The sequence below is a fragment of the Rathayibacter sp. AY1B6 genome (assembly GCF_002932755.1).
Taxonomy (GTDB): Bacteria; Actinomycetota; Actinomycetes; order Actinomycetales; family Microbacteriaceae; genus Rathayibacter.
On the sequence record NZ_PSWL01000034.1, the window covers coordinates 1 to 24,552 of the forward strand.

The window sequence follows — 24,552 nt, forward strand, 5'->3', positions numbered from 1 at the left end:
CCGCTCCGGTTGTGAGCGCGGCAGCAACTCGAATGCGGTGACGCGAACCCGAGGTCATGCCGGTGACGCTACCCGCTCAGCTCCGTCCCATATGGGGATGGTTGGCCGGGCGCCTAGACGTCTGCGGGCAGCGGTATCGTCCCGCGAAGCCTGTGGCGGTGAAGCTCGCACCGTCGATCATTACTCCGACGTTCGGGCCGGAGGACATCCGCGCGGGATGTTCCTACTGCGCTCGGAACTGGCGCTGGTCGCTGCAGTAGCAGTGATGGCCGCGAGCGGCTGTCCTGCGGAACGCTGCCGCCCGCGCCCGCGCGCGGCGCATCCCGCGCGCCGGGCTGGTGCGGGGAACGGCCCTCCCGCAGACGCCAACTTGCAGCTCGCTGCCACGAACACTGTCCCACTGATGATCTTCGAAGGGCATGCGTGTCCCGCTGCCAAGCCCGGGTGTCGGCAACACCCAGGGTTGTATTGCCGAGCTATGCGGAGTAGGCCTAGACGTGCACGACGACCGCTCACAAGGGGTGAGCGCGGGGACTTGGATGAAGGTCGTAATAGTCATGCACACCTCACGAAATCGGTCCGCTGGCAAAATCGCCACGGTGTTCGTTGCGCTCGTCCTGGGTACGGTTGTCGCACCTGCCGCTCAGGCTGACGTACCAGGACTGAACACTCATTCCTGCGACGGACAGACGTACGACCACTCGCTCGGCAGCTACAGCAACGACCAGGGGGACTTGCCGCTGCGTTGCGGAAATTCCCGGTTCGGACTGAATCACATCATCGCTCGCGGCCACTTTGACGCGGACACCAACTTCGATATTCAGCAGACACTCAGCTACGGCCTCTACGCACCCGGGAGCTCAGGCTCTAAGACGCTCTACGACGCGAACTGCACACCCGTCTACTTCGTTCTCTTCGGATATAACGCCTACAACGGCTCCGATCCCCTCGCTAACCCCATCGGCATCGTCAACGCCTACAAAATCGACAGCACCATAAACACCCGATCTACCAGCAGCACCACCGCCGCACCCATCATCCAACCGCCCTACGGGACCGGATGCCCCGTCTACACCCCGATCGAGAACGATTGACCGACACCCGCGACCTCGCCGACGTCGTGGGGTGGATGCGCCGCCACTACTCCACCCCGTACGACGTCATCGCGGCTACCGCAACCCACAGCTCAAACGGATGGAGCGTTGACACAACCATTCGAGCTACACCCACCTCCACTGACGAGGTAGTGAATCTCGACCAGTGGGACCCTGCCGCAATCGATTCCCTGACCACCGGAGGCGACCTTGCAGTCGAAGCCTTCGCGCTAATCTTGCACGCCAACCTCATCGAATGGTGGGATACGGAACGACCGAAAACGTCGACGCGATACTGAACCACTAAACAATGTGACGAATCAAGCATAAGATCCGAGCAGACACCCCCTGCGAGGCGACGGACGGAAAGCAGCTGATTGCTCCGTTGAGCGGCTCTTCACCGGCACGCCGACAGCATCACGGGCCGCCGACCGACTCGACCCTTCCCTCGGCAGCTCCCAGAACCGCGCCACCCCGGGCACGCTGCTTCAACTTCGATCCCATCGCCAACACTCCGACTCACGGTGGTATTGCAACGACCGGCTGAACCCAAGCCCCCCTAACGGACACCTCCGGAGTAGATGAGGACAGCCGCTCCGGCGTCGAGGAGCCTCTCCGGCCCCTGTTCGATGCGCGAGGATTTGGACATGCGTACCGATAGGGAATCGCTCTCCGCGTCGAGCGGGAGCCTCGCGCCCGCAGCGCGAGGCTCCTCTGACCCGGCCCGGCTCGAACGGGCTGCCACCCTCACCGTGCTGCGGGCAGGACACCCCCTTACTGGATTAGGGGTGCCTTGGGCGGGCGCATTCGACGGTAGTGCGGCGCGAGCCTCGGAGGGTTAGTGCGTCGATGCGTCCGGCGTCCGATGAGGGGTCGTCGTCCGGCCGCCGAAGATCACGTCTCGACGTGCCGAGAACTCGCGGCTCTCATTGTCCCGTTAGACCCGCCCGATGAAATGCCCGATGACGGGGTGTCAAATGACACACTGTTCGGATGGCAGCTCTCGTGGGATACGCCCGCGTCTCGACGGACAAGCAGGACGCGACCGCACAGCGCGATGCGCTCGAGGCGGTCGGCGTTCCGTCGGACCGGATCTATGTCGATTCCGGCCTCACGGGTCGCAATCGTGATCGTCCTGCGCTGCGCGAAGCGCTGGCAGCGTGCGACACCGGATCGACGTTGCTCGTGACAAAACTCGACCGGCTCGCGCGCTCGATCACCGACGCGCGCGACATCGTCGACGAGCTGACGCGCCGAGGGGTGAAGCTCAGCATCGGGGGATCGGTCCATGATCCGGAGGACCCGATTGGCCGGCTGCTGTTCAACGTCCTTGCGATGGTCGCCGAGTTCGAGGGCGACCTCATTCGCTCTCGCACGAAGGAGGGCATGAAGATCGCGAAGGCGAAGGGTCGGCTGCGCGGGCGGGCGCCGAAGCTCTCGCCGAAGATCGAAGCGCATCTGGTCGCTGAGCATCACGCCGGCAACTACACCGTCGCGGAGCTTGCGACCGAGTTCAAGGTCGCTCGATCGACCGTGTATCGGGCGGTGCAGCGTGCGCAGTTGAAGGACGCGCGGACCGTGGAGGTCGCGCTGGCTCTACCACCGGCGGACGAGTCTCTGTGAGCTCGGACGCTTGCCGGATGGCGGGCGAGAGAGCTCTGGCGCGCCTGGAGCAGCTGTACGCCGAGATGCCCGCGCTGTCGTGCCTCGGGCTCTGTGAGCAGTCTTGCCACCAGCACATCGATGCCTCTGGAGCCGAGCGGCGCCGACTGCTTGAACATGGCGTCGACCTCGACGCACCGACCGCTGATGGCGCCTGCCCAGCGCTGATTCGAACCTTCGGCAGAGGGCGCTGCAGCGTGCATGCGATTCGGCCCACAATCTGCAGATTGTGGGGGTCGTCCGCGGCGATGCCCTGCCCTCACGGGTGCGTACCCGAGGGTGGGCGGGTCAGCGATGCCTAGGCGATGCGGTGGATGCTCACCAGTTACGATATCGGCGGCCACGGCGATACCTCACCCGAGGTGCGCCGGCTGCTCGAGCAGTGCCTCAACGACGAGTACGCCTCCGCGCTACTCAGCCGATTCCTACGCGGCGACCGGAGCATCTCGGCACAACTCCGCGAGCGGATCCTCCAACTCTGGCGCTGAGCACGATCAGCTGTAGACGTCAGTCGAGCGGTGCGAAGGTGTTGCGTCGTGTCTGAACCTCGGCGCAGATGCGTTGCGCAGCGGACGAACCGGCCCGATTGCAACGCGAGCCGCGCCATCGCGGACGTGTTGCGTTGGGGAGTAACTCAGCTAGACGACGCGTGCATCATCTGCTTGATGAGGTAGGAGGACTTTCCTTGCGTCGAGCGAGAAGAACGGTCGCCCCGATCGCGAAGGCGGCAACCATCACGCCTCCAGCTGTCACTGCGACCGGCGCCAGGGCTGGCCGAAAGCCGACGAACAACCATACCTCGTTGAACTCCGACTAAAGTATAGTGCAGCGGCTTTTTTGACTACTTCTCAATGAGGTTATCGAGCCACGAGAAGGCACGGATGGCGAGCACACGGAAGGCGGATGCGATGCCGTATCGCGTTTCACATTTGCGTAGATGGTTCTTCCGGTTGTGCCGGGCCCTCAGTAAAGCTCTCCGATCCTTTGCTAGAATAGTTTGCTCTTTTCGAAATTCAGATTTCCCTATCATTACTCTCACCGGTCTTCTTGTTAGCTGTGCGGTAGCAGTAAACCTTATCCCGAGTTCTAACAGGCCCGTTCCGCAGCTATCAATTTTTGACACCATAAATGTCACCATTTCCGGCAGCACGAATAGTATTTTGACGTCATACTCATGGGGTGCCGACTTGAACCATCTTGGAGCCAACCAAAAGCGAGTCAGTAACGCAATGATCTACGTGCACGCCGCTCCAGGAAAGTGGTTGCAAGTGAAAATAGAAGCCACCACCGAGAAGGGTGGATTACTTCAATCTTGTTATGAGGAATTACCGGGCAAACCAGACTACGAAATTATTGACGAACGCCGAACAGAAAATGGCTGGACCGAAACTGCTTCATGGGTTGTCGAAGATTATCAAACCTTCCGGTGTGATCTTGACGTATCACTCCTATCGAACACGGACGGCGCTACGACCGCATTCACTTCACCAAACGTTTGGGTTAATTATCGTTTAGCTGGCCCTTACCCCACAGAGACGTGCTTCAGTTCAACATCCGATAATGGGTACCGCAAATTGGACTTTCCTGAAGCGACAGAGTTCGCAGGTCAAGAGTGTGAAACACGCAACCCCTCACCGTCCGGCCATTCCTCGGACTTTGTTCCGTACGTGATTGAGTACGAAGATTCAATGCCGGAGCGCGCAAATCAGAACACTCGCACGCTGATGTTCGGTGTGCTGCTCGGTCTTGCGGGAGGTTTTGCGGCCAGTCTTGTTGCTTGGGGAGATTCGCGCCGTCGCGACCGTCGCGAGGAGACACAAAAACAATAAGAGAGGTCAAAGCCCGGCAAGCGCCTATTGCGCGGCTGATCTCGGAGGACCAGCCCGCGCTTTAGTCGCTAGCCAGTTCGCCAATTAGGGTGCGACCTGTGAGGTGGGATGTACTTCACTTAGACGTGAGTATCCACAAACCGATGTACGTGATGTGAAGGGGTGGTTTGGGCGAGAGCCTGTCCAAATGAGCAGCGGCTGGTGCGCGTGCAGTGGTGGCTGCGAGGTTTGATCATGTGTGGCGTAGAGGTGCCGGTGCTGCCATGGCCGCGCCTCCCTCTTCGGGCGGCCGGTTGGAGGGCCGGCTATGACTAGCTGAACCTCAGCAAGCTGACATAATCTCGCTTATGAGAAGCGGCAGTGGGAAGCGCCCGGGGGAGCGCGCAAGCCCTATACCGCCTTCGACGGGCTTGCGTACCGTCGCTGACGACCCGCACCACTCCTCGAGGCACCGGACCGGTGCAGAACAGGTGACAGCACATGACTCGCGAGCAGAACATCGCCTCCCAGCAGGCCTTCGGTGAGGCGGTCAACGCCGGCGACTTCGCCGCGTTCGACGCACTCGTCGCGCCCGACTCGGTCGATCACGACCCGGCGCCCGGCCAGGCACCCGGTCCAGAGGGATACGCCGCGTTCTTCGGCGACCTGCGGACCGCGTTCCCCGACATGGCACTCGAGGTCGAGAAGCTCGTCGCGGACGACGACAGCGTCGCGTTCGCCTACACGCTGACCGGCACGCAGACCGGTGTGTTCCAGGGCCACGCGCCGACGGGCAAGTCCGTGAAGATCCGCGGCATGCAGATCAGCACCTTCGTCGACGGCAAACTCGCCGAGCGCTGGGGAAGCAGCGACGAGCTCGGCATCCTCACGCAGCTCGGCCTCGCACCCGGCGCCTAGCCGGCGGGACTCCGACGGGTTCCGAAGCTCGTGTGCAACCACACCTCGGAGCCCGTCGAGCGGAGTGTGTGCGAACAAACTGACATAACGCGGATTATGGGAGACGCGTGCAAAGCCAGGGGAGGGTCTGACGGAGCATCCCGGGTGGGTTGAGATGACCCATCATGAATTGGACTCGCGGTGCCCACCATCCAGAACATCGCCAGGGCGTCGTGGTGCGTGAAGTCGGTGGTCACCTCAGTGCTCCCGGCTCGAAGGGCAGTGACGTCGCCGACGCCGATCCTCAACCACATGAAGTCCCAGCCCCCACGCAGCCTGTCGGTACCGGCGTCTCTCTTCCCCTGCCGCCCTCTCCGCGCGCACACTGTGACGAGGCGCTCGAAGAGTCGCGACGAGAGCGTCCTGAGGGCCACGAGCCGCACGTCGCGCCGGATGATCGAAGGAGTGCCGCGTGGACAATCGAGGCCCGCAGTGACGAGAAATGCGCTCATCCTCGGCGGCGCCGCTGTTCTCCTCGCGTTCGGAGTCGCGGGCTGCACCCCGTCGAGCTCACACAGCTCCGCTCCGGACGCTTCCACCCCGGTCCGCGGCTCGAGTGCGGTCACGACGACACCACCGACCGGCGAGAGCTGCGAGCTCAGCGAGACCTCGACGCTGACGACTCAGGACGAAGTGACAGTGATCGTCGAGCTGACCGACGCCGGCGGCGGATCCTGCGAGCTGCAGGGCACTCCGCAGGTGACGTTCCTCGACGCCGAGGGCACCCAGGCGGCGATCGCTGTCCAGGCGAGTTCAGGCGAGCAGTTCCCGGGAACACCAGTCGAGGTCGACCCGGGCGGACACGCCTATCTCACCTTCCTCTTGGATACCACCGGCTCCTGCGTGCCCACGGGCGCCGCCACCATGCTCATCGCGGTATCCGGTGCTCCGAACACCACGCGAGTCGAACTCGGCTCGACGACGTTCTGCCCGACCGCGGACGACGTCCCGCCACTGTCGTACCCGGTGACGCCCCAGCCCACCACTCTGACCTGACGATCGGGTAGTCCTGAGCGGTGCGCACTCGCTCCCCTTCAGACCGCTCTCGACGAGATGACACACTCTCGATCATCGAATCGAGTGGTCTCGGATTCGACGCAAGGCTGACGCGCCATCACGTCGACGGTGTTCACCACGGGGGCCAGCGCCTCCGTCGGCATGACCCGAGGTGAGCACTGCAAGAAGACCATCGTGACCGCCGCCTCCGACGTTGGCGCGTGTGTCGTACTCCCCGAAGCGATCCTCCGCGGCCGAATCGCAACGATGTCCGGGCGGTCCCGCGAGACCATGGCCGAGGAGATCAGCGCAGCAGCGAAGCCCGCGACGTCGACCACCGCCCCATGGACCGACCGGCGTCCACGGAGACGGAGGCGTCCCTGCCCTCGATCGCCCTCGCCGCATCGAGCCGAGCGGCCGCAACCTGCTCCTCCGATGCCGCGCGCAGCTTCAAGATGTCCTCCTCGAGCTCCGCGAGGAGCGCGCCCTCTCGATCGGTGGCGGCGACGCAGTCGGTCTCGAGCTTCTCCTCGCGCTCCCGGTACACGGCGGCGCGCTCCCGCGCCCTCTTCCGCGCGGCATCTCGCGGGAGGGGGATCGCGGAGTGACGGACCGCGGCAGGCCGGTCAGAGCAGGCCGGTCAGAGCAGGGCGGTCAGAGCAGCCCGTCCGTGAGGTGGTCCGGCGTGCCGAAGCGGTGGGCCGTGATCGACACGGCCTGCTCGCGGAGGAACGGCAGCAGCTCCAGCCGGCCCGCCTCGGTCGCCTCGCCGGCGTAGACCGCGAGGTCGGGGCGCCCGCCTGTCACGGCCGTCACCGTCGCGGCGGAGGCGCCCAGCAGGCGCACCCGTCCGGCGCCGTGAGCGCGCACCCGCGCCTCCCACGCCGCGTCGTCCTCGACCACGACGGCGCCGGCCGCCGCGTCGAGACCGGCGGCGAGCTGCGGAGGCAGCGCCACGGCACTCGAGACGACCACCCGCGCCTGCGCGGTCGCCGCCGCGACGGCCACCCGCACGAGCGACCCCAGCGGCTCCCCGGGGGCCAGGCGCACCAGCACGGCGGAGTCGTAGCGCACGTGGCGGAACACGTTGCGCTCCGCCTCCAGCCCCGTCACGTCGCGGGGTGCGCCGGCCGCCCACGCCGCCGCGCAGCTGCGCGCCGTGCGCTCGACGCCGGCGAGCTCCTCGGCGGAGAGCTCCGCGCGCGCCGCGGCGAGCAGTCGGGCGACCGGCCCGACGACCGGAGCCGTCGCCTCCGACGGCGCCGCGGTCCAGGAACCCAGGCCGAGCAGGTAGTCCGGCCCGCCCGCCTTGGTGCCCGGGCCGACCGCCGACTTCTTCCAGCCGCCGAACGGCTGGCGCTGCACGATCGCCCCGGTGATCCCGCGGTTCACGTAGAGGTTGCCCGCCTCGATCCCGTCGAGCCAGGCGCCGATCTCCGCCGGGTCGAGCGCGTGCAGGCCCGAGGTGAGCCCGTAGTCGACCTCGTTGACGATCGCGATCGCCTCGTCGAGGGTCGCCGCCGTCATGATCCCGAGGATCGGCCCGAAGTACTCGGTGCGGTGGAACTCGGACCCGCGGCGCACCCCGTCGCGGACGCCCGGGCTCCACAGGCGTCCGGAGTCGTCGAGGCTCCGCGGCTGCAGCAGCCAGGTCTCGCCGGCGCCGAGCTCGGTGAGACCGCGCAGCAGCTTGCCCTCGGCGGGTTCGATCACCGGCCCCATCCGCGTCGCGGGGTCGGTCGGGTAGCCGACCGTGAGGGAGGAGACCGCGTCGAGCAGCTGCGCGCGGAACCGCTTCGAGCGCGCGACGGAGCCGACCAGCACCACGAGCGAGGCGGCGGAGCACTTCTGGCCCGCGTGCCCGAAGGCGCTCGCGACCACGTCCTTCACCGCCAGGTCGAGGTCGGCCGAGGGGGTGACGATGATCGCGTTCTTCCCGCTCGTCTCGGCGAGCAGTGGGAGGTCGTCGCGGAAGGAGCGGAACAGCTCCGCCGTCTCGTAGGCGCCGGTGAGGATCACGCGGTCGACCTGCGGGGAGGCGATCAGGTCGCGCCCCAGCTCCTCCTCCGGCAGACGGAGCAGGCGCAGGGCCTCGCGGGGCACGCCCGCCGCCCACAGCGCCTCGGCCACCACAGCGCCGCAGCGCGCGGTCGGCCCGGCGGGCTTGAGCACCACGGCGGAGCCGGCCGCGAGCGCCGCGAGGACGCCGCCGGCCGGGATCGCGACCGGGAAGTTCCACGGCGGAGCGACCAGGGTCAGCGCGGCCGGGTGGAAGCGGGCGCCGTCGACCGCGTCGAGCTCGAGGGCGCGCTCGGCGTAGTAGTGGGCGAAGTCCACGGCCTCCGAGACCTCGGGGTCGCCCTGGTCGAGGGTCTTGCCGCCCTCGGCCGCCATGACCTCGAGCAGCTCGGCGCGGCGCGCCTCCAGCTCGTCGCCGGCGCAATGCAGGATGCGGGCGCGCTCCTCGGCCGGGACGTCGCCCCAGCCGCTGCCGCGGGCTCCGGAGAGCACCGACTCCAGCTCGTCGAGGGTGCCGATCGTGGCGGCCTCGATCGCGTCGGCGCCGGCCCGGGAAGCGGGGACGCGCGCGAGGATCGCCTGCGCCCACTCGCGGTTCGCGGCGACGGACGGGTCGGTGTCGGGGGTGCTGCGGAAGTCGCCCGGTCCCGGGCGGCCGCTCGCGGCGAACCGGTCGGGCACGCGGTGCGCCGGGGGGACGGCCCCGTCGAGGGCGGCGACGGAGGCGCGGAACCGCTCCTCCTCCCGCGCGAAGAGCGCCGGGTCGGCCTCGAGCTCGAAGACGGCCGACATGAAGTTCTGGCTCGACGCGCCCTCCTCCAGCCGGCGGATCAGGTAGGCGATCGCCACGTCGAACTCGGCCGGCGCGACGACCGGCGTGTAGAGGAGGAGCGAGCCGACCGTGCGGCGCACCGCCTCCGCCTGGCCCTGGGCCATGCCGAGGAGCATCTCGTACTCGATGCCCTCGCGGACGCCGCGGGTGCCCGCGAGCAGCCACGAGTACGCGACGTCGAAGAGGTTGTGCCCGGCGACGCCGACCCGCACGTTGCGGATCCGCTCCGGGTGCAGCGCGTAGTCGACGACCCGCTTGTAGTTCGTGTCGGAGTCCTGCTTGCTGCTCCAGGTCGCCAGCGGCCAGCCGTGGACCGAGGCCTCGACCTGCTCCATCGGCAGGTTCGCGCCCTTGACCAGGCGCACCTTGATGCCGGCGCCGCCGCGGGCCCGGCGGGCGGCGCTCCACTCCTGCAGGCGGATCATCGCCGAGAGCGCGTCGGGCAGGTAGGCCTGCAGCACGATGCCGGCCTCGAGGCCGAGGAACTCCGGCCGGTCGAGGATGCGGGTGAAGACCGCGATCGTGAGGTCGAGGTCCTTGTACTCCTCCATGTCGAGGTTGATGAACTTCTGCGGGGAGGACGCGGCGGCCCGGGCGAACAGCGGCGCCAGCTCCTCGACGATGTCGTCGACCGCGGCGTCGAAGGCCCACGGGTTGTGCGGGGCGGTGCTCGAGGAGACCTTGATCGAGACGTAGTCGACGTCGTCGCGGGCGAGGAGCCGGTGCGTCCCCTCCAGGCGGCGGTGGGCCTCCTCGCGGCCGAGGACGGCCTCGCCGAGCAGGTTCATGTTGAGCCGGACGCCGTCGCGGCGGATCGCGGCGATGGCCGGGCCCAGCCGCGAGTCGGTCGCGTCGATGATCAGGTGGCCGACCATCCGCCGCAGCACCCGGCGCGCGATCGGCACCACGACGTCCGGGAGGAGCGGCGCCATCACGCCGCCGAGGGCGACGGCGCCGCGCATCGGGGCCGGGAGGAACGACGGCACACCGCCGGCGATCGCCTTCAGCGCGGCGGCGGCGACGCGGGTGTCCTCGGGGCGGACGACGCCGTCGACGAAGCCGACCGTGAAGTCGAGGCCCGACGGGTCCTTCAGCACGCCGGCGAGCTGCGCCCCGGAGGCGTCGATCGGGATCGCGGACGCCTCGCGCAGCCAGCGCCGCACCAGGGCGACGCTCTCGTCGACCAGGCGGGGATCGATCGAATCGGCGGACGGGCCGTCGGCGGCGGGGCCGGTGGCGAGAGCGGGGCTGGCGAGATCCGTCATGGTGCGGTCCTTCTGCTCTGAGGGGCGATCTGCGCTGAGGGGCGGTGCCTTCAGTATTCGACCGACTACCGTTGAGCAGAAGCGACCGTTCCTTACCGGTACCGGTCAGCTCAGCTGACTGATCGGAGAGACGCCGTGCTCGATGTCCGCCGCCTGGTCCTGCTCCGCGAGGTGGCCATCCGCGGCACTCTCGCCGCCGCGGCCGAGGCGCTCGCCTACAGTCCCTCCGCCGTCTCGCAGCAGCTCGCGGTGCTCGAGCGCGAGGCCGGCGTCGAGCTGCTGCGGAAGGCGGGACGGCGCGTGCAGCTGACGCCCCAGGCCGAGATCCTGGTCGAGGCGGCCGGCGAAGTGATGGCCCTGCTGGAGCGGGCGGAGGCGGCGCTCGCGGCGTCGGGGGAGTCGGTGACCGGGCGGGTGCGCGTCGCGGTGTTCCAGTCGGCCGCGCTCGCGCTCATGCCGGGCGCGCTCCGGGCCGTCGCCGACCGCTTCCCGGAGGTGCGGGTCGAGATGGTGCAGCGCGAGCCGGAGGGCGCGCTGCACGAGACGTCGTGGGCGCGGGAGTTCGACCTCGTCGTCGCCGAGCAGTACCCCGGTCACTCGACCTCCTGGCTGCCCGGACTGGTGCGCAGCGACCTGACGACCGACGCGATCCGCCTCGCCGTGAGCCGCGACTCCGCCGTCGTCGACCTCGCCTCGGCCCGCGACTCCGCCTGGGTGATGGAGCCGCGCGGCACCGCGAGCCGCCACTTCGCCGAGCAGACCTGCCGGGTGGCGGGCTTCGAGCCGGACGTCCGCTTCGAGACCGCCGACCTGCAGGCGCAGATCCGCCTCGCCTCCTCCGGCCACGCCGTCGCCCTGATGCCCGACCTGGTCTGGGCGGGCGAGGCGCCGGACTGCCGTCTGCTCGAGCTGCCCGGCACGCCGCGCCGGACCATCTTCACGGCGCAGCGGGAGGCGCAGCTGGCGTCGCCGGCGGTGCGGGTGTTCCGGGAGTGCCTGGCGGAGGTGGCGGGGCGGTACGCCTGAGCCGTCCACCCCTGTCGGCGATCCGCGAGGAGCGCTGGACTGGATGCGGCCCGCACGGGGGACCGTCACGGCGGACCACGGAGGACGACCGGATGCGGTCCGCACGGCCCGCACAGGAAGAAGGAATCATGACCACCTGGCTCATCACCGGCTGCTCGACCGGGCTCGGCCGCGCTCTCGCGACCGCGGTCCTCGCCCACGGGCACCGGGCCGTCGTCACCGCGCGCGACGTCGACTCCGTCCGCGACATCGCGGAGCCGCACCCGGAGACGGCGCTGGCGCTCCCGCTCGACGTCACGGACGACGCGCAGGTGGTCGCCGCGGTGGCCGCCGCCGAGGAGCGCTTCGGCGGGGTCGACGTCCTCGTGAACAACGCCGGCTACGGCTACCGCGCCGCCCTCGAGGAAGGGGAGGAGGAGGCCGTCCGACGGCTGTTCGACACCCACTTCTTCGGCACCGTCCGCACAGTCACGGCCGTGCTGCCCGGGATGCGCGAGCGCCGCTCCGGCACGATCGTGAACCTGTCGTCGATCGGGGCGCGGATCTCTCCCGAGGGATCCGGCTACTACGCCGCGGTGAAGGCCGCGATCGAGGCGGCGACCGAGTCGCTGCGCAAGGAGGTCGCGCCGCTGGGGATCCGCGCGTTCTCGGTGGAGCCCGGCGGGTTCCGCACCGACTTCGCGGGCCGCTCGCTGACGCAGTCCGCGACTCCGATCGCCGACTACGCCGAGACCGCCGGCCGGCGCCGCAAGGAGAACGACACGGCGCACGGCACGCAGAAGGGCGATCCGGCGCGGGCCGCCGAGGCGCTGATCCGGGTCGTCGAGTCCGAGACGACGCCGTCCCTGCTCCTGCTCGGCTCCGACGCGTCCGACGCCTTCCGCGCGGCTCTCGACGCGCTGCGCGCCGACGCCGACGCGTGGGAGGAGCTGAGCCGCGGGACGGACTACCCGGACGGGGAGTAGCGGGGGCTGTTCTGAATGGAGCGCGGGGGCGGGTGACGGGGGCCCGAGCGGGAAGGGAGCCGGTCGGAGGTGCCGGCCGGACGCGGCTGCTGGGCCACGCGGAGGCGCCGAGAGGGAGCGGGTGTGAGGTGTCGGAGGGGGAGGGGGTCCGGTTCGGCGCTTCCGTGCGGATGGTTCCGCTTCCGCCGGGCAGGCGCGGCTCGACGGGAGGCGGGGCTTTCGAGGGGATGCGGCGCTCGTGCGCACGCTTGCTGCTCCGGCGGAGGCGGTTCGGGGGCGCCCGAGCTGCGGGTCGTCCTCTGCATGCGGGCGGCGCGGGTCGGCTCGGCTCGGCTCGGTTCAGGAGGGGAGCGGCCGACGCTCCTCCACAGGGTGCGGATCAGGGCCGATCGTCCCGATGGAGCCGTTCCGGCCGCTGAGTGTCGGTGGTCGCTGGTTCAATACGGGTATGACGACGATCAGCGGGACGGCAGCAGCGGAGGCGGTGCTCGGCGAGGTGCGCGAGCGCGGAGACCGGGCCGCCGAGCTCGCCCGCTCGGCGTCCCCGCTGCTCCTGGCGGCCGCCGAGGAGCTGCACGCCGGGCACAGGGCGGCTCTGGAGCACCCGGAGTCGTTCGCCCGAGGTGCGGCGCCTTTCGCGTCGAGCGATCTCGTCGAGCGGTCGGTCCGCGCGGAGTTCGCGGTCGCCCTCGGAGTGTCCGAGCAGGTCGCCTCCCGCGAGCTCGACCACGCCCGCCTCCTGGTCGAGGACCTGCCGTGCACCCGGTCCGCGCTCGCCGAAGCGCGGCTGCGGTGGGAGGCGGGGCAGGCGGTCTGCGCGGTCGCGGCCACGCTGCCTCCGGGGTCACGGGCCGCGTTCGACGAGCGGGCGGCCGAGCTCGCCGCCCGGTCCACGCCGACGCAGCTGCGGCGGGCCCTGGCGCGGCTGCGCGAGGAGCTCCACGAGCAGCCCCTCGCCGAGCGCCACCGCCGTGCCCGCGAGGACCGGGCGGTCTGGCTGAGCCCCGAGGTGGACGGCATGGCGACGCTCTGCGCGCTGCTCCCGGCTCCGGTGGCGCTGGGCGCGTACGGCCGCCTCGACAGGATCGCCCGGATGCTCCGCGACGGCGCGGAGGGAACGGAGTCGGACAGATCGGGCCCGTCCGTGCCGACTGTCGGCGAGGGCGACGAGCGCACCCTCTCCCAGCTGCGCGCCGACGCTCTGGCCGACATCCTCTGCGACGGCGACATCGTCGGCACCGTCCCCGAGGACGCCCGCGCCGACCGTCCCGCGCCGACCGTCGTGCCGGGCGTCCGTGCCGACGTGCGCGTCACCCTGGCCGCGAGCACCGCCTCCGGCCAGGACGACGACCCGGTCGAGCTCGAGGGCTACGGGCCCGTTCCCGCCGAGGCCGCTCGGAGCCTGCTGCCCGCGACCGTCACCAGGGTCCTGACCGAGCCGGTCACGGGCGCTGTCCTGTCGGTCGGCCGCACCCGCCGCCTCCCGCATCGCGAGCTGCGGCTCCTCCTCCAGCTGCGCGACGTGACCTGCCGGTTCCCGGGCTGCACGCGCTCGGCCACGACCGCCGAGGCCGACCACGTCGTCGAGTGGCGCAACGGCGGCGGCACCGACCCGGACAACCTCGCCAGCCTCTGCGTCGCCCACCACCACGTCCGCCACGGCGACCGCTGGACCTACGTCCTCCATCCCGACGGCACCGCCGACTGGACCACTCCCACCGGGCGCCGCATCACGACGCGGCCGCCGGGTCTCGAGGTACGGCTCCGTCCCGGGCCGTTTCCGACCCCACGATTCGAGGACCGCCCGCCGCCGTTCTGACCGCTGCACGCTGCCGCGGATCCGAGGAACCGCGTGCATCGACGTGCCCCCGAGACGCCGTGGCGACGAACGCACGAGCACGTGGCGCCGAGCACCGGAGCACATGGCGCCGAGCGCCTGAGCAGGTCTCGCCGAGGGCGGCGCGATCGAGCGACGATCCGACACCCCCCTGCCCTGCAGTGACCCCCGCGGGAAGTCCGGCCCAGCGACTCCGCCGCTCCCCGCTACGCCGCCAGGAAGCGGTCCGCCGTCCGCAGCGAGAGCGCCATCGTCGCGAGCGCCGGGTTCGCGATCAGCGCGCTCGGGAACACCGAGTTGTCGCACACCCAGAGGTTCGGCACGTCGAAGCTGCGGCCGTCCGCGTCGATCACGGCGTCGCCCGCGTCGGTGCCCATCCGCACGGTGCCGAGAGTGTGCGCCGTGCGCGCCATCACCCGCGTGCTCGTCGCGCCGGCCGCCTCCACGATCGCGGTCATCGTCCGGATCGCGTGCCGGTCGATCGCCTCCTCGTTGGCGCCCGCCGAGAACGTGATGCGCGCCTTCGGCACCCCGTGCTCGTCCAGCTCGTCGGTCAGCTCCAGCCGGTTGCCGTCGGCGGGCAGGCACTCGGCGTTGATCCCGACGCCCGCCGCGAAGCGGTAGCCGTCGAGCGCGTCCATCAGCTCGGGACCCCAGAGTCCCGCGCCGCGGGCGAGAGTCGTCGCGTAGGTCAGCGGCATCACTCCGAGACTCTGGATCAGGTAGCCGCCCGCGAAGTCGGCGTCGGCCGGTCGGACGGTGTCCTCGGTGATCACCGAGGAGGGGTAGCCGCGGTACCCGCGCATCTCGCTCTCGAAGGTGCCCCAGACCTGGGTCGCCCCGTGCGCGAGGAAGTTCCGGCCCACCTGCCCGCTGCTGTTCGCGATGCCCGTGTGCAGGAGGAGCCGGGGCGTCTCGACGCCGCCCGCGCAGAGGAACAGGGCGGAGCAGCGCTGCCGGTGCTCCACTCCGCCGCTCGTGTAGACCACGGCGCACACGCGGCCCGCGGCGTCCAGCTCGATCCCGTGCACGAACGAGTCGGCCCGGATCTCGGCACCGGCCCGCACCGCCTCCGGCAGATAGGTCACGTCCATGCTCGTCTTCGCGCCGGTCCGGCAGCCCTGATGGCACTGGCCGCAGTTGACGCAGGAGGGGCGGCCGTCGTCCCGCGGGCCGCTGAGCACGGCGGCGGGCGCATCGGTCGCGCGCATCCCGATCGCCGCGCAGCCGCGCAGCATCATGTCGGCCGAGGCGTTCCGCGCGAGCGGGCCCTGCAGGTAGCGGCGCGACGGGTCCCACGGGTACTCGGCCGGGCCCGCCACTCCGATCGTCGCCTCCACCGTCTCGATGTACGCGGTGAGCTCGGCGTGCTCGATCGGCCAGTCGCGGCCGACACCGGAGTCGCTCCGCAGCCGCAGGTCGCGCGGGTCGGGGCGGGGCGTGAACGCGCCCCAGTGCAGCGTCGAGCCGCCGACGCCGCGGCCGCTGTTGTTCTGCCCGAAGGCGGTGGGGGTCTCGCCTCCACTGAGGCGCTCCTCCATCCAGTTGATCTCGACGGCCGCCGTCTCGTCGGCGGTGTGGCCGAGCGGGTCGAAATACGGCCCGGCCTCGAGGGCCACGACCCGGAGTCCGCGAGCGGCGAGCACCGAGAGCAGGGGCGCTCCGCCGGCTCCGGTGCCGATCACGACGGCGTCGACCGCCTCGTCGAGCGGGAAGCGGCGCATGCCGGTCGTGTTCATCGGTGACTCCTCGTCGTCGGTTCCCAGGTCTCGCGGTCGTCGGCGCCGAGCAGGCGGAAGCCCGTCACGAGCGGCAGGGTGTCGCCGCCGCTGGCGTAGCCGTCGTAGCCGATCCGCGCCATCGACGCGGGGTGGGCCAGCCACTGCTTCACGAGGTCGACGCGGCAGTCCTCGAACCAGGCGGTCAGCTGCTCGGCGCCGAGCCCGCCGGCCGAGGGGTCGCCGAGCTCCGCGGAGCCGTCGGCGATCGCGGTGAGGCGGGCGTCCTGCTCGGCGGGGCCGAGGTCGGCGAATCCCCGGAGGGCGTCGAGCGCCAGACCGTAGGCGATCGGGTCGGCCGGCAGGTCGGCGTTGCGCCAGCCGTCGCCCTCGCCGTTCGCGAGCTGCGTGTCCACGCGGGCGGCCAGGTCGATCCGGCCGCCCTCCTGCGGGACGACCCGGTCGGCGATCGCACGCAGCTCCGCGAGCTGGGCGACGGTCAGGGCGCGCGGCGCGTACTCCGGGTCGTCGGCGAGCGCGCGCACGGCCAGCAGCCCGCGCACCCGCGTGGAGGTCCGGGCGGAGGCGATGGCCGCGCCGGCGTCGGCGGGGACCGACGGTGCCGTGCCGGCCTCCTCCTCCCAGAACCGGCGGATCGCCGCCGCCACCTCGACCGGGCGCTCGAACGGCAGCAGGTGGCCCGCCCCGGCGAGCGTGAGCAGCCGAGCGCGGGAGTAGAGGGAGCCGTTGAGGCGGCGCTGCGCGTCGGCTCCGAGGTCGCCGTCCTCACCGCCCGCGATCAGGAGCGCGGGGACGGCCTCGAGCTCGGCCTCGCCGGTGCGGTCCTCGCGGCTGCCGTGCTCGAGCCAGTCGCGCCAGCCCTCGGGGGAGTAGCGGCGCAGCTCGGCCAGCACCTCGGCGTCGGCGTCGGCGGGCAGCGGTGAACCGACGTTCTGGTCGACGAACTCGCGCGCCTGCGCCTCGTCGAGGGGCCCGTCCTCGACCCAGCCGAGCATGGTCGAACGGCGCTCCTCCTCCATCGGCTCGGGCGAGAGCGGCGACCCCGCGAGGAGCACGACGCCGGCGAGCCCGAACAGCCCCGAGCGGCCGGTGACCGTGCGCGAGGCCACGAGCGAGGCGATCTTCCCACCCATGCTGTGCCCGAGGAGCAGCCAGCGGGAGGAGCCGTGCGCGCGGATCCGGCGGATCGTGGCGGCGGTCATCTCCTCGAGCGAGGTCCCGGATCCACCGGGCAGGTCGAGCGCGACGAGGTCCGCGACGTCGGCGAGCTCACGGGCGAGCGCGTCGAAGGCGCGGTCGTCGAGCCCGAGTCCGGGCAGAGCGAAGAGGGCGGGGCGGGGGCTGGTGGACACGGGCGTCCTGTCGGATCGGTGGGGAGCGGGAGGGGAGCGGCGGCGGGGGCGGCCCTCCTCATCCGACCACAGCGCGCCCGCGCGGCCCGCCCCTTGCGCCGACGGCGGTCTCGTGCAACCGCGCTCCCTCCTCGCTGCCGCGGGAGTCAGAGCGGGGAGGCGAACACCAACAGGTTGTCCCGGTAGCGGCCGATCGCCGCGTCGTACTCGCCGCCACAGGTCACGAGGATCAGCTCCTCCTCGAGGGTCGCGCCGAAGACGCGGGCGGTGGGGAACGCGGCCTTGGCGTGCGACTCGACCGCCGTGACCCGGTAGCGGTGCTCGGAGCCGTCGACTCCGCTCACCGCGATCTCGTCGCCCGGGGCGAGCTCGCCGAGGCGGAAGAAGACCGCGGGTCCGGACCGCGAGTCGACGTGCGCCGCGATCACGGTGCGGCCGCTGCCGCCCGGGCGCCCGCCTCCCGAGAACCAGCCGACGTCGTCGTAGTCCGCCGGCACCTCCATCGCCCCGTCCGACTGGATGCCCAGGGCGATCAGGGGCTCGTCCAGGCCGATCGCGGGCACGCTCAGCCGGGCGGGCTCGACGCCGACGGTGCGCGCGGGCGCGGCGGCGGCGGGGTCGGGCGCGGTCACCGGCGACGAAGCGACCGGGGGAGCAGAAGCGAGGACCGGAGGCGCGGGCGCGCTCGCGGGCGTCTCCGCTCCTCCGCTCCCGTCCGCGGCGGCGCACCCCCCGAGGAGCAGCGCGGCGCACAGTGCCGCCGCGCCGCTCCTCGACCGGGTGCCCACGATCAGGAGGCGGTGCGCCGGCGGGCGACGACCACTCCGGCCGCGCCGAGGGCGGCGACGGCTCCGAGGCCGGCCAGCGCGGCGAGACCGGACGGGCCCGTGGCGTCGCTCCCGGCGGCGGTCGCGCCGCCACCGGTCTGGAGGCCGCCGACCGGCACCTGCGAGAGCTGGCCGCGGACGACGCCCGCCGCGTACGAGGCCGTGTGGGAGTCGCCCGCGAAGGCGGCGGGATCGGCCTCGAGGGCCTTCAGTGTGAATCCGGCACCGGTGTCGGACCCGTTCGCCTGGATGCCCGTGGTGAAGGGGCCCTGCAGGCAGCCGCTGCTGGTGCGGGGACCGTCGCCGACCGGCGCCGGGTTCGGGAACGCGATGCGCGGCGGGCCCGCCTTGCCCAGCGCCGCCTGGTGGATGTGCGTCGCGGTCTTCGCCGGGCTCTGGTAGTCGCCGGTCACGCCGGTGAGCGTGATGTCGTAGCAGATGACGTCCAGGTCGCTGTTGACCCGGAAGGTCATCTCGCCCGTGGCGCCGGGCTGGCCGGGAGTCGCGGCGGAGTCGGCGTTCACGACCTGGTCGGGCGTCGCCATCACCGTGAAGGCGCTGGTGAAGGAGGACGGCTCGGCGACCTCGGTCTCGGCCTGGGCCGGTGCGGCGGCGAAGAAGGAGGCGGCCGCGACGGCGGTGACGCCGCCGAGGGAGAGCAGGCGGCGGCCGGCGCGGTTCCGCGCGGGGGGCGTCTTCGTCATGGTGGAGCCTTTCGATCGCGAGCGCCGAGCGGGCCCGATGCAGGGAGTACGGCCGGAACCGGCGCTGCGTTCACTCCATCTGAGAGGATCTTCACGGAGACGGTCCTCGCCTCCGATGAACGCCGCCGCCGTCGCGGCCGTACCCCCTTCCGACGGACCACCGGTCCGGACGAGGAGGCGGTGTGGCGCGGACGGCGACGGCACGACGAGACGAAGGGCCCGCGATGCCGCGCGAGCACTCGGAGGTCCCGCCTCCGGTGGTGCGCCTCGAGCCCAGGACGGCGGAGTTCGATCCGGCCGCCGCCTTCGACGAGCACGGGTCCGCCCTGCTCGGCTTCGCGCTCAACGCCCTGCGCGACCGCGGCCTCGCCGAGGACTGCGTGCAGGAGACGTTCCTGCGCGCCTGGCGCTCGCGGGCGAGCTACTCCGCCGAGCGCGCCAGTGCCCGCACGTGGCTCTTCGCCATCGCCCGCAACGTCGTCGTCGACGTGCACCGCTCGCGCCAGCGCCTGCCGCGCCTGGTCGAGGCCGAGGTGCTGGAGGAGGTGCCCGCGGAGGACCGCGACCCTCTCGAGCCGCTCGCGATGGCCGAGGCGCTGGCGCGGCTCTCCGCCGAGCACCGGCAGGTCGTCGTCGCCGTCCACCTGCACGGCGAGACCTACGCCGAGCTGTCGGCGGCGACGAGCGTGCCGGTCGCCACCCTGCGCAGCCGGGCCTTCTACGCTCTCCGAGCGCTCCGCGGTCACCTCGCGGGCGCCGGACCCACCGACGAGGAGAGACCGTGACCGACCGAGACCAGCCCGACGGCCGCCGCGAGGAGCTCCTCGCCGCGGCCCTCGCCGGGGACCTCTCCGCCGAGGAGGCGCGCGAGTTCGAGCTCCTGCGCGCCGCCGACCCCTCGATCGACCGCGAGCTCGCATCGTTCGGCGCTGTGGTCGACCGGCTCGGCGCGCTGGGCCGCTGGGAGGAGGCGGAGCCGTCTCCGGAGCTGCGGTCGCGCGTCGCCGCGCTCGCCGGGGAGCGGCCCGAGCGCACGGCGCGGGTGCGCGCCCCGCGCCTCCGTGCCCCGCGCCTGCGCGCCGTCCTGGCCGTCGCCGCGGCGGCCGCGCTCCTCGTCGTGGGCGGCGTCGCCGGAGCGGCTCTGCGGTCCGCCGACGAGCGCCCCGTCGCGGGACCGCCCGGGACGCTCGGCGCCGTCGAGGCGATCGCCTTCGACGAGCGGACGGCCGGCGTGACGCTCGACGGCTCGCTGGTCGCGCACACCTGGGGCACCGAGACGATCCTCCGCGGCACCGGGTTCGCGCTCGGCGAGAGCTACGACCTCGTGCTGGTCACCGGCTCCGGCGAGCGGCTCCCGTCCGGCTCCTTCCTCGGCAGCTCCGCGGAGCTCGACTGCGAGATGAACGCGGCCGTCCTGCGCGAGTCCGTCGCCGCCGTCGAGATCACCGACGCCGGCGGAGCGCTCGTCGCCTCGGCCGCCCTCCCCGCCGTCACCTGAGAGTCGGCGGCGCAGGCTCCCGGCGCGGCTTCAGCTCGCTGACGAGCGTGCCCGCGACGATGAACCCCGCGCCGAGCAGGGCGAGCGCGGGGAGGCGGTCGCCGGCGAGGCGGCCGATCAGGCCGGCCCAGACCGGTTCCGCGGAGTAGATGATCGTGGCGCGGGACGGCGAGACCGAGCGCTGAGCCCAGTTCATCGTCAGCTGGATCAGGCAGCTGCTCGCCCCGAGCGCGAGCGCGGGGATCAGCCAGGCCCACGAGAACACCGGGACCGCCTCGCCCGCGAGCGGCATCGAGGCGAATCCGAGCGCGCCGGCCACCAGCAGCTGCACCACGGTCACCCGCCCGAGGTCCACCCGTCCGGCGACGAGGCCGATCAGGATGATCTCCGCCGCGATCGGCAGCGTGCTCACGATCGTCGCCACCTCGCCCGCTCCGAGCGCGACGCCCGGCTGCGGGCCCGCGATCAGCAGCAGTCCGACGAACGCCAGGGCGACGCCCACCAGCGTCAGCACGTTCGGCCGGCGACGGAACACGACCCACTGGAGCAGCGGCACCAGCGGCACGTACAGCGCGGTGAGGAACGCGGAGGTGCTGCTCGTGATCGTCTGCAGCCCGTAGCTCTGCAGGCCGTAGCCCGCGAAGATCATCACCCCGATCGCGACGCCGGCCGCGAGGTCGATCCGCCGCATCCCCCGGAGCGACCGGTGGAACACGACCGCGCTGATCAGCCCCGCGATCGCGAACCGCATCCCGACGAAGAACAGCGGGCCACTGTGCTGCATCGCCACGTGCACGGCGAGGAAGGTCCCGCCCCAGATCGCGGTGATGCCGATGAGGGCCCACTCCGGACGCGAGAAGCGGAGGCCCCGGAGCGAGATGTGCATCATTCTGCACATCCTAGGAGCCTCGGGGGCTCCTCGGTGCAGAATAGTGCGCATGTCGGCTCCTGTCCTCGCCCATCTCGGCGGCAATCTCCGCCTCGCGCGGCGCGGAGCCGGGTTGAGCCAGTCCGCACTGGCGGAGCGCTCGGGCATCAGCCGGAGGACGATCGTCGCCGCCGAGGCCGGCGAGGCGAACATCTCGCTGACCGGAGTCGACCGCCTCGCGACCGCCCTCGGCACCACGTTCACGGCACTCGTCTCGGCCCCGGGATCCGCGCCCGCGGCGATCGACCAGGTCGCCTGGCGGGGAGCGGGCGAGGCGAGCGTCGCCGTCCTGCTCTCCTCCGTCCCCGCGCGCCGGGAGGCCCAGCTCTGGACCTGGACGCTCGGCCCCGGGGACCGCTACGACGCGCAGCCCGACCCCGAGGGGTGGCACGAGATCCTGCTCGTCACCGCCGGCGCGCTCCTCCTTGAGCGGGAGGGCGAGGAGCCCGTGCGGCTGGAGCCCGGACGGCACCTCGCCTTCCCGACCTCGCGGCACTACTCCTACGTGAACGCGGTGGACGCCGTCACGACGCTCGTCCGGATCGTGGTCGACTGACGGGTCGGCGCCTCAGGCCCGCGAGCGCAGGGTCTCGAGCAGCGCCGCGGGGCGGACTGGACACGACCAGGCCCTCAGTGCAGCGCGAGCGACACCGCCAGCACCACCATCACGACCGCTACGGCCGCGTCGAGGATCCGCCAGGCCCCGCGGCTCCGGAACAGCGGCCGCAGCGCCCGCGCCCCGAAGCCGAGAGCGGTGAACCACAGCACGCTCCCGGCCGCCGCCCCCGCCCCGAACCACCAGCGCTCGTCGCCGTGCGTGTTCGCCACCGACCCGAGCAGCACGACCGTGTCGAGGTAGACGTGCGGATTGAGCAGCGTGAGCGCCAGGCAGGTGCCGATCGCCGTGCGCAGCGACGTCGAGGCGCCGGCCGGATCGCCGTCGAGCGTCCCCGGCCGCAGCGCGCGCCTCGCCGCCAGCACCGCGTAGGCGAGGAGGAAGACGATGCCGCCCCAGCGGATCACCACCAGCAGCCACGGCGCCGACTCCAGGACCGCGCCGATCCCCGCGATGCCGAGCACGATCAGCGCCGCGTCGCAGAGCGCGCAGATCGCGACGACGGCCGGCACGTGCTCGCGGCGGAGCCCCTGGCGGAGCACGAAGGCGTTCTGCGCGCCGATCGCGATGATGAGAGAGAGGCCGAAGCCGAGGCCGGAGAGAGCGGCGAGGAGGGGGGACACGCTCCGACGCTAGGGCCGGGCCCTCCTGTAGACCAGCTCATGCTCCTTCAGTACCGTGAGCAGTACTGATGCTGACCGACGACCTCGACCTCTCCCGCCTGCGCGCGCTCGCCGCCTCCGTCCGGTACGGCTCCTTCGACGCCGCCGCCCGCGCCCTGCACATCACCCCCTCCGCCCTCAGCCAGCGGATCAAGGCGCTCGAGACCGCCGCCGGCCGCGTCCTGCTGGTGCGCTCGCGCCCCGTCGTCGCGACCGAGGCCGGTGCGGGGCTCCTCCGCCTCGCCCGCCAGATCGAGCTCCTCGCCGACGACGCCGTGCGCTCGCTCGGGGGCGAGGACGCGGCGGGGGCGGGCCCGGTCGTCCTCCCGCTCGCCGTCAACGCCGACTCCCTGGCCACCTGGGTGCTGCCCGCACTCGCCTCCGTCGCCGACGTCGTGCTGGAGCTGCACCGCGAGGACCAGGCGCACACCACCGCGTTCCTCCGCGACGGCACCGTGCTGGCGGCCGTCACCGGCGAGTCGGAGGCGGTGCTCGGCTGCACCGTCGCGCCCCTCGGAGTGATGCGGTACCGCGCGATGGCCTCGCCCGCGTTCGCCGAGCGCTGGTTCCCGGAGGGCGGCACGGCCGGCCTCGCCGCCTTCGCGGTCGCTCCGCTGGTCGTCTTCGACGAGAAGGACCGCCTGCAGGACGACTTCCTCCGGGCCGCCGGCGTCGAGGGCCGCCCGCCGCGGCACCGCGTCCCCGGGTCGACCGACTTCGAGCGGGCCGTGCGCCTGGGCATGGGGTGGGGGATGCTGCCCGAGCTGCAGGCCCCGGTCGGCGGCGAGGGCCTGGTCGAGCTGGGCGGCGACCCCGTCGACGTCCCCCTCTACTGGCAGCAGTGGGCCCTGCACACGCCCGCCCTCGACGCGGTCGCCGCGGCCGTCTCCGCCGCGGCGCGCGCGTCCCTCCGCTGAAGGCGCGGCTCAGACCGCGAACACGTCGCGGAGGGTGACCGTCTCGAGCGAGCGCTCGCGGAGGAGGTCGACGAGCCGCGCGTAGACCTGCGTCACCGGGTCGAAGTTCGCGTGCCCGATCACGATGTGCTGGGGGAGGAACCACTGGTCCGCGAAGCCGACCACCTGCTCCGGCGTGATCCGCCCCGAGTCCGAGAGCGAGCCGTACCAGAGCACCGTCGCCGTGTAGCCGATCGCCGCCGCGGCGGCCCGGCTCCGCTCGTCCGTGTAGCCGAACGGCGGTCGGTAGAACGGCGCCGCCTCCACCCCGTAGGTCGAGCGGATGAAGTCGCCGTTGCGGCCCAGCTCCTCCTGCACGCCGTCGCTCGAGAGGCTCGTCAGGTCGGCGTGCGACCAGGTGTGGTTCGCGAGCTGCACCTGCCCCGAGGCGACGAGCGGAGCCAGCAGCGGCGCGTTCGCGGTCCACGAGTCGTACTTCCCGTTGAGGAAGAAGGTCAGCCGGGTGCCGGTGTCGCGGGCGAACTGCGCGTAGGCGGCGACCACGTCGGAGTCGGCGCCGTCGTCGACGGTCCAGGCGAGCAGGCTCCCCTCGCCGGGCAGGTCCGAGATCGTGCCGGAGGGCAGGGGCACCCTCCTCCGCACCGGAGCCGCCGCGGCGGTGGTGGTCGGCACGGGGCGGGGAGGGGTCGGGTCGGCCGTCGGAGCGGCGGACGGCAGCACCGCCGGCAGCGCCGTGCTCGGCGGGAGCGCCGCGGGAGCGGACCGGGCGGGCGTGCAGCCCGTCAGCGCCACTGCCGAGGAGGCGATCCCCAGCAGCAGCGCGCGACGTCTCAGCCGGTCCACGGGTC

Annotated in this window: 22 protein-coding genes; 13 read left to right on the forward strand and 9 right to left on the reverse strand. The window is 71.8% G+C overall.

The features are described 5' to 3' along the window. Nucleotides 1-497: 497 nt before the first annotated feature. From C5D08_RS15280 to C5D08_RS15300, 6 genes are all read left to right on the forward strand, one after another. Nucleotides 498-1,094: a hypothetical protein gene (locus tag C5D08_RS15280; RefSeq protein ID WP_146078540.1), complete on the forward strand. Its 597-nt coding sequence runs from the start codon at nt 498-500 to the stop codon at nt 1,092-1,094. 993 nt (nt 1,095-2,087) lie between these two features. After that, on the forward strand, nt 2,088-2,717 hold the full coding sequence (locus C5D08_RS15285; RefSeq protein WP_104277749.1) for a recombinase family protein: 630 nt from the start codon (nt 2,088-2,090) through the stop codon (nt 2,715-2,717). A gap of 353 nt (nt 2,718-3,070) precedes the next feature. After that, entirely contained in the window at nt 3,071-3,244 is a 174-nt protein-coding gene (locus C5D08_RS17125) for a hypothetical protein (protein WP_181110252.1), read from the forward strand. A gap of 741 nt (nt 3,245-3,985) precedes the next feature. Further along, nucleotides 3,986-4,585 carry a hypothetical protein gene (locus tag C5D08_RS16785; RefSeq protein WP_146082572.1) on the forward strand — a complete coding sequence of 200 codons (600 nt, stop codon included), beginning with the start codon at nt 3,986-3,988 and terminating at the stop codon, nt 4,583-4,585. Nucleotides 4,586-5,065: 480 nt separating this feature from the next. Further along, nucleotides 5,066-5,482 carry an ester cyclase gene (locus C5D08_RS15295; protein WP_056045707.1) on the forward strand — a complete coding sequence of 139 codons (417 nt, stop codon included), beginning with the start codon at nt 5,066-5,068 and terminating at the stop codon, nt 5,480-5,482. A gap of 471 nt (nt 5,483-5,953) precedes the next feature. Further along, nucleotides 5,954-6,517: a DUF4232 domain-containing protein gene (locus C5D08_RS15300; protein ID WP_181110250.1), complete on the forward strand. Its 564-nt coding sequence runs from the start codon at nt 5,954-5,956 to the stop codon at nt 6,515-6,517. A 304-nt stretch (nt 6,518-6,821) separates the two neighbouring features. Here C5D08_RS15300 and C5D08_RS15310 read toward each other — a convergent pair whose 3' ends face one another. Together C5D08_RS15310 and C5D08_RS15315 are read right to left on the reverse strand one after the other, a co-directional pair. Then, nucleotides 6,822-7,064: a hypothetical protein gene (locus C5D08_RS15310; RefSeq protein WP_104277752.1), complete on the reverse strand. Its 243-nt coding sequence runs from the start codon at nt 7,062-7,064 to the stop codon at nt 6,822-6,824. Nucleotides 7,065-7,171: 107 nt separating this feature from the next. Beyond that, complete coding sequence (locus C5D08_RS15315; RefSeq protein WP_104277753.1) at nt 7,172-10,633, reverse strand: bifunctional proline dehydrogenase/L-glutamate gamma-semialdehyde dehydrogenase; 3,462 nt, start codon at nt 10,631-10,633, stop codon at nt 7,172-7,174. A 135-nt stretch (nt 10,634-10,768) separates the two neighbouring features. On the opposite strand from C5D08_RS15315, the gene C5D08_RS15320 reads away from it, so the two are divergent. The 3 genes from C5D08_RS15320 to C5D08_RS15330 all read left to right on the forward strand — a co-directional run bounded on the left by C5D08_RS15320 (nt 10,769) and on the right by C5D08_RS15330 (nt 14,443). Continuing rightward, on the forward strand, nt 10,769-11,659 hold the full coding sequence (locus tag C5D08_RS15320; protein WP_104277754.1) for a LysR family transcriptional regulator: 891 nt from the start codon (nt 10,769-10,771) through the stop codon (nt 11,657-11,659). Nucleotides 11,660-11,787: 128 nt separating this feature from the next. Beyond that, nucleotides 11,788-12,624, forward strand: coding sequence for an oxidoreductase (locus C5D08_RS15325; RefSeq protein WP_104277755.1), 837 nt, complete (start codon nt 11,788-11,790; stop codon nt 12,622-12,624). 448 nt (nt 12,625-13,072) lie between these two features. After that, nucleotides 13,073-14,443, forward strand: coding sequence for an HNH endonuclease signature motif containing protein (locus tag C5D08_RS15330; RefSeq protein WP_181110248.1), 1,371 nt, complete (start codon nt 13,073-13,075; stop codon nt 14,441-14,443). A 224-nt stretch (nt 14,444-14,667) separates the two neighbouring features. Here C5D08_RS15330 and C5D08_RS15335 read toward each other — a convergent pair whose 3' ends face one another. The 4 genes from C5D08_RS15335 to C5D08_RS15350 all read right to left on the reverse strand — a co-directional run bounded on the left by C5D08_RS15335 (nt 14,668) and on the right by C5D08_RS15350 (nt 19,083). Further along, complete coding sequence (locus tag C5D08_RS15335; protein ID WP_104277757.1) at nt 14,668-16,200, reverse strand: GMC family oxidoreductase; 1,533 nt, start codon at nt 16,198-16,200, stop codon at nt 14,668-14,670. Then, nucleotides 16,197-17,552, reverse strand: a complete 1,356-nt coding sequence (locus tag C5D08_RS15340; protein WP_104277758.1) for an alpha/beta hydrolase — start codon at nt 17,550-17,552, stop codon at nt 16,197-16,199. The genes C5D08_RS15335 and C5D08_RS15340 overlap by 4 nt, the downstream gene beginning before the upstream one ends. Nucleotides 17,553-17,698: 146 nt before the next feature. After that, nucleotides 17,699-18,184, reverse strand: coding sequence for a class F sortase (locus C5D08_RS15345; protein WP_258067430.1), 486 nt, complete (start codon nt 18,182-18,184; stop codon nt 17,699-17,701). A 158-nt stretch (nt 18,185-18,342) separates the two neighbouring features. Further along, entirely contained in the window at nt 18,343-19,083 is a 741-nt protein-coding gene (locus C5D08_RS15350) for a CHRD domain-containing protein (RefSeq protein ID WP_104277760.1), read from the reverse strand. Nucleotides 19,084-19,307: 224 nt separating this feature from the next. On the opposite strand from C5D08_RS15350, the gene C5D08_RS15355 reads away from it, so the two are divergent. Then, entirely contained in the window at nt 19,308-19,868 is a 561-nt protein-coding gene (locus tag C5D08_RS15355; protein ID WP_104277761.1) for a sigma-70 family RNA polymerase sigma factor, read from the forward strand. Then, a complete protein-coding gene (locus C5D08_RS15360; RefSeq protein WP_104277762.1) occupies nt 19,865-20,581 on the forward strand; it encodes a hypothetical protein in 717 nt (238 codons plus the stop codon). The genes C5D08_RS15355 and C5D08_RS15360 overlap by 4 nt, the downstream gene beginning before the upstream one ends. On the opposite strand, the gene C5D08_RS15365 is transcribed toward C5D08_RS15360, so the two are convergent. Then, nucleotides 20,574-21,470, reverse strand: a complete 897-nt coding sequence (locus tag C5D08_RS15365) for a DMT family transporter (protein WP_104277763.1) — start codon at nt 21,468-21,470, stop codon at nt 20,574-20,576. The two genes, C5D08_RS15360 and C5D08_RS15365, sit on opposite strands and share 8 nt — an antisense overlap. A gap of 49 nt (nt 21,471-21,519) precedes the next feature. Here C5D08_RS15365 and C5D08_RS15370 point away from each other — a divergent pair, with 49 nt between their 5' ends. Next, a complete protein-coding gene (locus tag C5D08_RS15370) occupies nt 21,520-22,065 on the forward strand; it encodes a helix-turn-helix domain-containing protein (RefSeq protein ID WP_104277764.1) in 546 nt (181 codons plus the stop codon). A 74-nt stretch (nt 22,066-22,139) separates the two neighbouring features. Here C5D08_RS15370 and C5D08_RS15375 read toward each other — a convergent pair whose 3' ends face one another. Continuing rightward, nucleotides 22,140-22,748, reverse strand: coding sequence for a LysE/ArgO family amino acid transporter (locus C5D08_RS15375; protein WP_104277765.1), 609 nt, complete (start codon nt 22,746-22,748; stop codon nt 22,140-22,142). Nucleotides 22,749-22,816: 68 nt separating this feature from the next. Here C5D08_RS15375 and C5D08_RS15380 point away from each other — a divergent pair, with 68 nt between their 5' ends. After that, complete coding sequence (locus C5D08_RS15380; RefSeq protein WP_104277766.1) at nt 22,817-23,704, forward strand: LysR family transcriptional regulator ArgP; 888 nt, start codon at nt 22,817-22,819, stop codon at nt 23,702-23,704. Nucleotides 23,705-23,713: 9 nt separating this feature from the next. On the opposite strand, the gene C5D08_RS15385 is transcribed toward C5D08_RS15380, so the two are convergent. Beyond that, nucleotides 23,714-24,547, reverse strand: a complete 834-nt coding sequence (locus C5D08_RS15385; RefSeq protein WP_219815187.1) for a polysaccharide deacetylase family protein — start codon at nt 24,545-24,547, stop codon at nt 23,714-23,716. Nucleotides 24,548-24,552 lie beyond the last annotated feature (5 nt).